Genomic DNA, 10,904 nt, shown 5'->3' with positions numbered 1-10,904 from the left:
CGCGGAGGGCGAGGAACGCCGGGCATGGCGGCGGCGGGCGTGTCCCTGCCCGGCGGCAAGCGCGGCGCCATCGTGCCCAAGACCAAGGCCCAGGCCGCCTATCTGGATATGCTGGGCCGGTGCGAACTGACCTTCGGCGTCGGGCCGGCGGGCACCGGCAAGACCTTCCTGGCGGCGGCTTACGGCGCGTCCCTGCTGCGGCGCGGACAGGTGGACCGGTTGGTCATCACCCGCCCGGCGGTCGAGGCGGGCGAGAAGCTGGGCTTTCTGCCCGGCGACCTGAACGAAAAGGTCGATCCTTATCTGGCCCCGATCTGGGAGGCGCTGAACGACATCCTGGGCGCCGAAGACGTGCAGCGTCGCCGCGACAAGGGCGAGATCGAAGCCGCCCCCATCGCCTTCATGCGCGGCCGCACCCTGAGCCACGCCTTCGTCATCGTGGACGAGGCGCAGAACACCTCGCGCCTGCAGATGAAGATGGTGCTGACCCGTCTGGGCGAAGGCGCGCGGATGGTGGTGACGGGCGACCCGTCGCAGATCGACCTGTTGAACCCGCGCGATTCCGGCCTGGCCCACGCCCTGCGGATTCTGGACGGGGTCGAGGGCGTGGGGGTGCTGAAGTTCGACGCCTCTGACGTGGTGCGTCACGCCATGGTCGAGCGGATCGTGCGCGCCTATGACGCCGACGCCGCGCGCGGACGCCCTGCCCCTGACCGTGAAGACCCGGCATGATCGAGATCGAAGTCGAGGCGGACGACTGGTCCGCCGCCCTGCCCGAGGTCGAGGCGGTGGTTCGGCGCGCGGCGACGGCGGCTCTTGGAACGGTTCGGGGGGATGTCGTCGTCTTGCTGACCGACAATGAGGCGGTGCGCGACCTGAACGCCCGCTTCCGTCACAAGGACAGGCCAACGAACGTCCTGTCCTTCCCGGCGCCCGAAAGTGCTGCGCCGCATCTGGGCGACATCGTCCTGGCCTATGGCGTCTGCGCCGAGGAAGCCGTGGCGCAGAAGAAGACCCTGTCCGACCACCTGAGCCATCTGGTCGTCCACGGGGTGCTGCATCTGCTGGGCCGCGACCACGAGGAAGACGCCGAGGCCGAGGAGATGGAGACCGAGGAGCGCGAAATCCTGGCCGGGATCGGTGTCGCCGATCCCTATGCCGCCGAGCAGGACTGACCGATGTTTCCCGACGCCCTGCTGAACCGTTTCGCCGCCCCCATCCGCGCCATGCCCGACAAGAAGCGCGCCCTGACCTGGCGGCTGATCCGTATCGTCCTGGCCCTGCTGGCGGGCGCGGGGACGGCCTTCGCCCATCCGCCGTTCGGGGTGCTGATCGGTCTGTTGGGTTATCCGCTGCTGATGATCCTGTCGGAACGGTCCGACACGGTGCGCGGCGCCTTCTGGATGGGATGGCTGGCCGGGTTCGCCTATTTCTTCGTCGGCTGCTGGTGGGTGGCCGAGGCCTTTTTCGTCAATCCCGAACAGGCGTGGATGGCGCCCTTTGCGGCCAGCCTGCTGCCTGCGGGCCTGGGCCTGTTCTGGGGGACGGCGACGGCCCTCTATCGGCGTTTCGCACCCCTTGGGTCGGTGCGGGTCCTGTTGTTCGCCGCCCTGTTCTGCGCCGCCGAATGGCTGCGGGGCCATGTGCTGACCGGGTTTCCCTGGAACCCGGCGGGGGCGACCTGGAAGGCGGGCGGCGGCATGTCCCAGTTCGCCTCGGTCGTCGGCGTCTATGGATTGAGCCTGATCACCGTCGCCGCCACATCGGCTCTTGCGCCCCTGATCGGGCCGGGCCTGAAGCGCAGCCGACTGATTTCGGCGGGCCTCGGCGCCCTCGCCCTGATTTCGGTCGGCGTATTCGGCGCCGTGCGACTGGCCCAGTCGGACCTGCAGTTCACCGACACGGTGGTGCGGCTGGTTCAGGCCGATGTGAAACAGGAGACGAAATGGTCGCCCGAGACCTATCGCTCCATCGTCGACCGCTATGTGCGGCTGACGGCCCAGCCGACTGTCAAGCCGGACGGTCGCGCGCCCAATGTCATCGTCTGGCCTGAAGGATCGCTGCCCGCCTCGGCCAACGACGTCTTTGCATCAAAAGACGCCCGCGCCATCGCCGCCGCCGTGGGCCCCGGCCAGACCCTGCTGGTCGGCCTGGCGCGCGGGGAGGTGGACCCGACGGCGCCCGACAGCGCCCGCTATTACAACAGCCTGTTCGCCCTGTCCGGCGAGGGTCAGGCGGGCCTGCGGGTCGCCGCCGTCTATGACAAGCACCGGCTGGTGCCGTTCGGCGAATATCTGCCGCTGGGGTCGATCATGACCTCCATCGGTCTGCGCAGCCTGGTCCATATGCCCAGCGATTTCTCGGCGGGACCGCGGCCGGAGCCGATCTCCATCCCCGGCGCCCCGCGCGCCCAGATCCTGATCTGCTACGAAAGCCTCTATCCCGGTTTCACGCCCGGCGCGGCGGGCCGTCCCGACTGGATCGTCAATGCGTCCAACGACGCCTGGTTCGGCGCCACATCCGGCCCGCGCCAGCATCTGAACCTGGCCAGCTATCGCGCCATCGAGACGGGCCTGCCCATCGCGCGCGCCACCCCGACCGGCATTTCAGCCATGATCGACCCCTGGGGCCGGATCGTGGACGGCCAGAGGCTGGAGCCGGGCGTGATGGGGGTGATCGACGCGCCGCTGCCCCGCCCGACCGGCGTCACCCCCTATGGCCGATTCGGCGACTGGCCGCTGGCGCTGGCCCTAATGGCTATGCTCGCTCTATGCTTGTGGCCGCTGACCCTGCGATCTAAAGTAAGAACGGGGCAGTCGGTGATCTGAGGCGGGGGCGAGGACAATGGCGCAGGACAAGGAAGAGACCATCCATCCCGTGGATCGCCATGTCGGCCGTCGCGTCCAGGAGAAGCGGCTGAACCTGGGTCTCACCCAGACCGCCCTGGCCAATGCGGTCGGTGTCAGCTTCCAGCAGGTGCAGAAATACGAGAAGGGCACGAACCGCGTTTCGGCGTCCAAGCTGTTCGAAATCGCCCAGTTCATGAAGGAGGAGATCGCCTTCTTCTTCGACGGCGTTCCGCTTAAGCAACCCGGCATGGCCGAGGCTGCGACGCCCGGCTTCGACCACGACTTCCCGATGACCAAACAGAGTTTGGAGATCGCCAAACTTGCCCCCCGCCTGCCGCTGCGAAAGCAGAAGGCGGTCGTGCAGATCATGCGCGAAATGCTGGATGAAGGCGCGGACGACCACGCCTGAAGCCTAGCCGACGGCCGTGATCTCGGCCGCCTGCCCCGCCACCTGCACCTCGTCCCCGACGCGGCGGCCCATGACGGCGCGCGACAGCGGCGAGACGTGGCTGACCGAACCGGCCGCCGGATCGGCCTCGTCCTCGCCGACGATGCGCCAGGTCTGGGTGCGGCCGTCGTCACGTTCGATGGTGACGGAGCCGCCGAAGCGCACCACGCCCTCGTCCTCGCCCGGCTCCACCAGCTGGGCCGACGCGCGTCGCGCGGACCAGTAGCGCAGGTCGCGGGTCGCGCGGGCCATGGCGGTGCGGTCGCTCTCGATCGAACCCTGCACCTGGGCGGCTGTATAGGCGGCGCGGGCCGAGGCCAGTTCGGCCTCGATCAGGGCCAGGCCCTGCGGCGTGACCAGATTGGGATGGGGCGAAATCGGGCGGTCCGCCAGATCGGCGGCGGTGGCCTCAAGATCTTCTTCTCGGGTGAAGGCGACGCTCATGGTACGGAACATAGCGACGCCCGCGCCTATAGCCAGAGCCGAGCCGACCGGGCAAAGCGAGGCGATGAACGAATCCAGCAGACAGGTTCATATGGTCGGCGCCGGTCCGGCCGGGCTGATGGCGGCCGAACGGCTGGCCCAGGCCGGGCTGGGCGTCGTGGTCCACGACCGGATGCCGTCTGTGGCGCGCAAGTTCCTGATGGCCGGACGCGGCGGGCTGAACCTGACCCATTCCGAGCCGTCCGAGCGGTTCGTCGGCCGCTATGGCCAAGCCCAGGCGACTGTCGGCGGCTGGATCGACGCCTTCTCGCCGACCGACCTGACGCAATGGGTCGAGGGGCTGGACCAGCCGACTTTCGTGGGCTCCAGCGGTCGGGTCTTCCCCAAGGCGATGAAGGCGTCGCCGCTGCTGCGGGCCTGGCTGGCGCGGCTGGAGGCGCTGGGGGTCCAGGTCCGAACCCGCTCGCGCTGGACCGGATGGCGGGACGGGGCGCTGGCGTTCGAGACGCCGGAAGGCCAGCGGCTGGAACGGCCGGCCGCCGTGGTTCTGGCCCTGGGCGGCGCCAGCTGGCCGCGCCTGGGTTCGGACGGCGCCTGGACCGCGTGGCTGGATGCGCCGACGACGCCGTTTCGGCCCGCCAACGTCGGTTTCGACGTCGCCTGGTCGCCGCTGTTTCGCGAACGGTTCGCCGGTCAGCCGCTGAAGGGGATCGCCCTCAGCCACGGCGACCGATCCGTCAGGGGCGAGGCGATGATCGCCGGCTACGGGCTGGAGGGCGGGGCCGTCTATGCCCTGTCGGCGGCTCTGCGCGACACGATTGAGACGGCGGGTCAGGCCGAAATCTTGATTGACCTGAAGCCCGACATGGACATGGCGCGCCTGACCGCGCGGCTGGATCGGCCGCGCGGCAAGGCCAGTCTGTCGAACCATCTGCGCAAGACGGCCGGGCTGGAAGCGGCGGCGGTCGCCCTGCTGCATGAAGTCGGCCGGCCGCCCACCGATACCCGCGCCCTGGCCCAGCGGATCAAGGCCCTGCCCCTGATCCTGAGCGGCGTGCAGGGGTTGGAGCGGGCCATATCCTCGGCCGGCGGTGTCCAGCTGGACGGCGTGGACGCGCGGCTGATGCTGCGCGACCGGCCGGGCGTCTTCGTCGCCGGCGAGATGCTGGACTGGGAGGCGCCGACGGGGGGCTATCTGCTCCAGGCCAGCTTCGCCTCGGGCGTCGTGGCGGCCCAGGGCGTGATCGACTGGCTCGACAGCCAGGGCTGAGACGGGCAGGGTCGGCCGGTTCGATCCGGAGTTCTCGATGCGCCACGCCCTCCCCGCCGTTTCCGCCCTGACCCTGATGATGGCCTGTACGCCCGCCCTGGCCCAACAGGCGCCGGCGATCGACGCCGAGCGGATGAACCAGGCGGTTCGCGTGCTGGCTTCGGACGAGTTCGAAGGCCGCGCCCCCGCCTCGCCCGGCGAGGAGAAGACCGTCGCCTGGCTGGTGGACCAGTTCCGCGCGACGGGGGCCCAGGGCGGCGGGCCGGACGGCGCCTTCGTCCAGGTCGCCCATCTGTCGCGCACGCGCCAGGACGGCCCGGCCGTGGTGACCGCCCATGTCGGGGGCCGCGCCCTGAACCTGCAGCGCGGGCCGGACGTGCTGGTGTCCAGCGACCGGCCGGCGAACCACATCACCGTGACCGACGCGCCGGTGGTCTTCGTCGGCTACGGCGCGACGGCGCCCGAGCGCCAATGGGACGACTTCAAGGACGTGGACGTACGCGGCAAGGTCATCGTCGTCCTGGTCAACGACCCCGATTTCGAGGCCGCCGACGGCGAGCCGGTGGCGGGCAAGTTCGACGGCCAGGCCATGACCTTCTACGGCCGCTGGACCTACAAGTTTCTGGAGGCGGGACGTCGCGGCGCGGCCGGCGTCCTGGTGGTGCATGAGACGGCGGGCGCCGGCTATCCCTGGTCGACGCTGCAGAACTCGTCGGCGGCGGCCAAGTTCGACATCGTGCGTGCCGACCCCGACGCCGAACGCGCACCCTTCCAGGGCTGGATTCAACGCGCCAAAGCCGAGGAATTGTTCACCGCCGCCGGTCTGGACTTCGCGGCCCTGAAGGACAGCGCCCGCAAGGCCGACTTCAAACCCGTAGTCCTGCCCGGCCTGACGATGAGCGTCGATTTCGGCCAGATCGCCGACCGGGTGGAGACCAGGAACGTCCTGGCCCGCATTCCCGGCGCCGAACGCCCGAACGAGACGGTGATGTACGGCGCCCACTGGGACGGCTACGGCGTCGGCACGCCGAACGCCCAGGGCGACAAGATCTATAACGCCGCCGTGGACAATGCGACCGGCGTCGCCGCCCTGCTGGAGCTGGCTCATGCCTTCGCCGAGGGACCGCGCCCGAAACGGTCGGTCGTCTTCGCCGCCTGGTCGGGCGAAGAGGCGGGCCTCTTGGGCTCGACCTATTACGCCGCCAATCCGGTCTGGCCGCTGGAGACTACGGTCGCCAACATCAATGTCGACAGCCTGCTGCCCGGGACCGAGATCGACCCCAATGTCGTCGTCATCGGCAAGGGCAAGAACCAGCTGGACGAGGTGCTGGCCCGCCACGCGACGCAGGCCGGCCGCACCCTGATCGCCGATCCGGCGCCCCAGGCCGGCGCCTTCTACCGCTCCGACCACTTCCCCCTGGCCCTGAAGGGCGTGCCGGCCCTGTTCCCGGCGGCGGGCTTCACCGGCGCCAGCGCGGCCAGCCGCGACTATGTCCAGAATCGTTACCATCAGCCCACGGACGAATGGGACGACACCTGGACGATGGACGCGGCCGCCGCCGATGTGGCCCTGATCTATGCGGTCGGGCGCGAACTGGCCGACAGCGACCAATGGCCGGAATGGAATGCGGGCGCCGAGTTCGGACCGGCGCGCGATGCGTCCAAGGCGTCGCGGCGTTAAAGCTCCAGCTGAAGCTCGGGCGCGGCGGCGGTGGTCGCGGCGCCCAGCGGCAGGTGCAGGATGAAGGCGGCGCCCTTGCCCGGCTCGCTCTCCACCTCGGCCCAGCCGCCGTGCAGCTCGACCAACGCCTTGACCAGGGCCAGGCCGACGCCCGGCCCGCCCCGCTCTCGCCGCACGAAGCGGTCGAAGACGTGGGCCTGCAGGTGATAGGGGATGCCGCGCCCGGTGTCGGAGACCGTCAGGCGGACCTCTGACGGACCGGCCTCGGCCTTCAGCATCACCGACCCGCCGTCCGACACCGCCCGCGCGGCGTTCTCCAGCAGGTGATCCAGCGCCTGGCCGATCCGATGCTGATCGGCGCGGATCGGCTTCAGATCGGTCGGACAGCTGATCGTCAGGCCGGCGCCGCGCCCCTCGATCCGGGCGCGGACCTTTTCGCCCGCCTCGGTCAGCAGATCGCAGACGCGCAGGTCGCCCAGCGACAACTCCATCTCTCCGGCGTCGATCTGGGCCATGTCCAAGACGTCGTCGATGGAGCGGGCCAGTTGGCTGGCGGCGACACGGATGGCGCCGGCGTGCTGGCGGCTGCGGTCCGGCAGGTCGCCCATCGTCTCCAGCAGTTCGGAATAGCCCACGATGGTCGTCAGCGGCGTACGCAGTTCATAGGAGACGCTGCCGACGAACTCGCGTTTCAGCGCCTGGCTTTCGGCTAGGGCCTGTTCGCGCTGGACCAGGGCCTGTTCCAGTCCGCGCCGCGCCGTCACGTCGGAAAAGGCGACCAAGGTCGCGCCGTCCGGCAGGGGGCGGGTCTGCCAGGCGGCGACGCGGCCGTCCACGGTGCGCCCCTCGCCCGAGATCGCCACGCGGCTTTCGGGATCGGGATCGGCGACGCGGGCCTTCAGCCCCAGCCAAAGGGCCGGATCGGGCAGGACCGCCTTGCACAGTTCGGCTAGGGCGTCGAAATCGGCCAGGGTCGCGATCCGCTCGGCCGACAGGCTCCAGAAGGTCTCGAACGCCTCGTTATGCAAACGCAGACGGCCGTCGGAGCCGAACACGGCCACCGCGTCGTTCAGCTTGTCCAGGGTGGCGCGCTGAACCTGAATCTGGGCGTTGAACCGGCTGCGCAGCTTCAGCTCGTCGGTGATGTCCGAGAAGATCAGCAGGATGCCGCCCAGCGGGTGCGGCTGGCGGACCACGCGCAGGGTGCGCCCGTCCGGCAGGGACCAGCTGTCGTCCGGCGACGCCTCGGACGCGCCATAGAAGTCCAGCTCGTGCGCCTTCCACCCGGCGTAATCGACCACCTCGGGCAGGCTGCGGCGCTGACGCAGGCGGTCCAGCAGTTCTGCGTGGGTCGGGCGTTCGTCCAGCCAGGCCGGGTCGATGTCGAACAGGGTCTGGAAGGCGGTGTTGTGGAAGGCCAGCCGCTTCTGCGGGCCGAAGATGGCCACCGCATCCGCCAGGTGGTTCAGCGTCTCGTCATGGGCCTCGACATGGCGGCGCAGGGTGTCGCGGGTCTCTTCCGCCTCGGTGACGTCGATGGCGAAGGCGGTGACGGCGCCGCCCCCCGCGGGTTCGGCGATGATGCGCCAGGCGCGCCGGGCGCCGCCCCCGGTCGTCCAGCGGAACCCTTCCTGACGCACGCCCAGCCGGCTGGCCTCGGCGACCAGGGCGTCGGCCCCGCGATCGAACGCCAGGCCGCTTTCGATGGCGGCCTCCAGGGTCTGGGCGTTTGTCGCGTTCAGCCAGGCGCGGTTGGCCCAGGCCAGCTTGCCCGCGCCGTCCACAACCCAGGTCGGAGTGGGCGAGGCGTCGCCCAGCATGGCCAGGCCGCTCTCGGTCGCATCCGCCCCGGTCAGGGTGAAGCGCGAGGCCGGCGACAGGCGCAGCCAGGCCGCCCCGCCCGCGACCCGCCCCTCGATCCGCCAGGGCTCCACATCGTCCAGTGCGACCAGACCTTCGAACGCCTGGCCCGATTGCACCAGGGCGTCGATCAGGGCGCCATGCGTCTGTCTCAGGCGAGCCAGGACGGCGGCGCCCACGTCGTCGCTGTCTTCGGCCAGCCGCGCCACCAGCTCCGCCGATCCGATGGGCGCCCCGGCCGCCTGCCCGTCCGGCGTCAGGGCCAGGCTGACGTCGTCGAAGGCGCGCAGCATGGCGTCGTGGCGGCCCAGGCTGGCCAGGGCCTCGACCCGTTCGCGCTCGGCGTCGTCGGCGGCGGCGTTCAGCCGGCCGCGCATCAGCAGGGCCCAGGCGCTGACGGCCATGGCCAGTCCGGCTGCGCCTGCAGTGGCGACATAGGCGATGTCGGCCTCGGCCATTCGTGTTCCTGGAGATTTCTCGCCGCGATTCGCTAACCATAACGCCAACTGCGCGAAAATGCGGCAGTCTCGTGATCGCGGCATCGCGCCCCGTTGCGAAGGGCGGCCGGCGCGGCGATATCGCGGTCATGACCGACCCCATCGCCCCCTCGCTCGACGACTTCGCCCGCCTGGCCCGCCAGGCGTTCGACGCCCTGCCCGCCCCCTTCCGTCACGCCGCCGGCGAAGTGGTCATCCGCATCGACGACTTCGCCGACGAGGCGACGCTGGCGGAAATGGAGATCGAGGATCCGTTCGAACTGACGGGCCTGTATCATGGCGTGGACATCGGCCGGCGCGACAGCCTGGGCCCGGCGGCCGAGCCGTCGAGGGTCTTCCTCTATCGCCGTCCGATCCTGGACGAATGGTGCGAGCGCGGCGACGTGGGGATCGCCGAACTGATCGCCCACGTCCTGATCCACGAGATCGGCCACCATCTGGGCCTGACCGACGACGACATCCACGCCATCGAGGACGAGGCGGATTGAAGACCTATTTCGTCGCCGGATAGGGGGTCGTCACCGCGCCTGAAATCATGCCGGGGATCGCCTCGCCCAGGCCCAGCAGGATGAACTGGATCGCAAGCGCGCACAGGATCAGGCCCAGCACCTTGACCACGATGGCCATGCCCACCTCGCCCAGCAGGCGGCTGAGCGACCCTGTCAGGGCGAAACAGACGAAGGACACGGCGCAGGCGGCCGCGATGGCGACCAGCGAGCCCATGGTCCCGGCATAGCCCAGCTTGGCCGCCTCGCCCGCCTGAATGATGACCGCCGAAATGGCGCCCGGCCCGATCATCAGCGGAATGGCGAAGGGCACGACCAGCCGCTGGAACCGCCGACGCGCATAGCCGCGCACGTCCTTGGCGTCGCTCAGCGCGTCCTTGTCGGCGAACATGGCCAGGAAATCGCCCCGCGCCATGTCCAGCCCCAGGAACAGCAGCAATATGCCCCCCGCGATACGGAAGGCGGCAAGAGAAATGCCGAAGAACTGAAGCAGGCCAAGGCCGGTGAACAGGAAGAAGGCCAGAAAGACGGTGGCGAAGGCGCAGATCAGGGCCGAGACCGAAATCCGCTGGCGCAGCGTGGCCCCCGCCGTGGCGGCCGCGAAGATCGGCAGGTTGCCGATCGGGTCCAGCAGGGCGAACAGGGTCACGAACAGGTTGACACCCAAATCGACTGCGTTCATCGCCTGCCCTCGCCTTCAATCCGTCCACGCCGCTTGCCGACGCGCCCCTTGGTCGTCCGGCATAGCCGCTAAGCGCGAGTCCGTCGATGACCCAGACCTCAGTTACGGCCCCCGACTCGCGGATCATCTGCGCCCTGGACGTGCCGACCACCGACGAGGCCGCCGCCTTGGTCGAGCGGATCGGCGATGCGGTCGGCTTCTACAAGATCGGGCTGCAGCTGTTCGCGGCCGGCGGCATGGACCTGGCGCGCGACCTGAAGGCCCAGGGGCGCCAAGTCTTCCTGGACTGGAAACTGCACGACATCGGCGCGACGGTCGAGAAGGCGACGGCCAATCTGGCCGGAGCCGGCTGCGATCTTCTGACCGTCCATGCGCGGCCCCAGGTGATGGCGGCGGCGCGGCGCGGCGCTGACGGATCGACGCTGAAGGTGCTGGGCGTGACCGTCCTGACCAGTCTGACGGCCGAGGATCTGGCGGCGGACGACCACAGCCTGTCGCCGGTGGACCTCGTGGAGCTGCGCGTGCGCCAGGCGCTGGATGCGGGGATCGACGGCGTCGTCTCCAGCCCGCACGAGGCGACGCGCGTCCGCGCCCTGGCCGCTGCGGCGGGACGACCGGACTTTCTGATCGTGACGCCGGGGGTGCGGCCGGTCGGCGCGGCGCTGGA

The 10,904-nt window shown here is 70.0% G+C and carries 11 protein-coding genes; 8 read left to right on the top strand and 3 right to left on the bottom strand.

Features of this window, described 5'->3' with window-relative positions; translation table 11 throughout:
- From RTU05_RS14745 to RTU05_RS14730, 4 genes are all read left to right on the top strand, one after another.
- The coding region (locus RTU05_RS14745) for a PhoH family protein (RefSeq protein WP_312599105.1) at positions 1-732 on the top strand (732 nt) is incomplete at its 5' end.
- Positions 729-1,175 (top strand): rRNA maturation RNase YbeY, encoded by a 447-nt coding sequence (ybeY, locus tag RTU05_RS14740; RefSeq protein WP_312599104.1) that lies wholly within the window; start codon positions 729-731, stop codon positions 1,173-1,175. The genes RTU05_RS14745 and ybeY, both read left to right, overlap by 4 nt.
- A 51-nt stretch (positions 1,176-1,226) precedes the next feature.
- The gene (gene lnt, locus RTU05_RS14735) at positions 1,227-2,828 is read left to right on the top strand and encodes an apolipoprotein N-acyltransferase (RefSeq protein WP_312599107.1); all 1,602 of its coding nucleotides are present in this window, start codon (positions 1,227-1,229) and stop codon (positions 2,826-2,828) included.
- Between the two features lie 16 nt (positions 2,829-2,844).
- The gene (locus RTU05_RS14730; protein ID WP_312599103.1) at positions 2,845-3,258 is read left to right on the top strand and encodes a helix-turn-helix transcriptional regulator; all 414 of its coding nucleotides are present in this window, start codon (positions 2,845-2,847) and stop codon (positions 3,256-3,258) included.
- Between the two features lie 3 nt (positions 3,259-3,261).
- Here RTU05_RS14730 and greA read toward each other — a convergent pair whose 3' ends face one another.
- Complete coding sequence (gene greA / locus RTU05_RS14725) at positions 3,262-3,741, bottom strand: transcription elongation factor GreA (protein WP_312599106.1); 480 nt, start codon at positions 3,739-3,741, stop codon at positions 3,262-3,264.
- Positions 3,742-3,805: 64 nt separating this feature from the next.
- Between greA and RTU05_RS14720 the strand changes: the two genes are divergently transcribed.
- Together RTU05_RS14720 and RTU05_RS14715 are read left to right on the top strand one after the other, a co-directional pair.
- Entirely contained in the window at positions 3,806-5,011 is a 1,206-nt protein-coding gene (locus RTU05_RS14720; protein WP_312599102.1) for a TIGR03862 family flavoprotein, read from the top strand.
- Between the two features lie 37 nt (positions 5,012-5,048).
- Entirely contained in the window at positions 5,049-6,692 is a 1,644-nt protein-coding gene (locus RTU05_RS14715) for a M28 family metallopeptidase (protein ID WP_312599101.1), read from the top strand.
- Here RTU05_RS14715 and RTU05_RS14710 read toward each other — a convergent pair.
- Positions 6,689-9,010 carry an ATP-binding protein gene (locus tag RTU05_RS14710; RefSeq protein ID WP_312599100.1) on the bottom strand — a complete coding sequence of 774 codons (2,322 nt, stop codon included), beginning with the start codon at positions 9,008-9,010 and terminating at the stop codon, positions 6,689-6,691. The genes RTU05_RS14715 and RTU05_RS14710 overlap by 4 nt on opposite strands.
- A 128-nt stretch (positions 9,011-9,138) precedes the next feature.
- Here RTU05_RS14710 and RTU05_RS14705 point away from each other — a divergent pair, with 128 nt between their 5' ends.
- Positions 9,139-9,537 (top strand): metallopeptidase family protein, encoded by a 399-nt coding sequence (locus RTU05_RS14705; RefSeq protein ID WP_312599099.1) that lies wholly within the window; start codon positions 9,139-9,141, stop codon positions 9,535-9,537.
- A gap of 4 nt (positions 9,538-9,541) precedes the next feature.
- Here the strand turns inward: RTU05_RS14705 and RTU05_RS14700 are convergent, their stop codons facing one another.
- Positions 9,542-10,237, bottom strand: a complete 696-nt coding sequence (locus RTU05_RS14700; RefSeq protein WP_292022681.1) for a MarC family protein — start codon at positions 10,235-10,237, stop codon at positions 9,542-9,544.
- Positions 10,238-10,323: 86 nt separating this feature from the next.
- On the opposite strand from RTU05_RS14700, the gene pyrF reads away from it, so the two are divergent.
- Positions 10,324-10,904 (top strand): orotidine-5'-phosphate decarboxylase (gene pyrF / locus RTU05_RS14695; RefSeq protein ID WP_312599098.1); only part of this gene is annotated, 581 nt, incomplete at its 3' end.

The organism is Brevundimonas sp. (assembly GCF_032017145.1).
Lineage (GTDB): Bacteria > Pseudomonadota > Alphaproteobacteria > Caulobacterales > Caulobacteraceae > Brevundimonas.
This window is presented reverse-complemented; position numbering and strand designations above follow the sequence as displayed.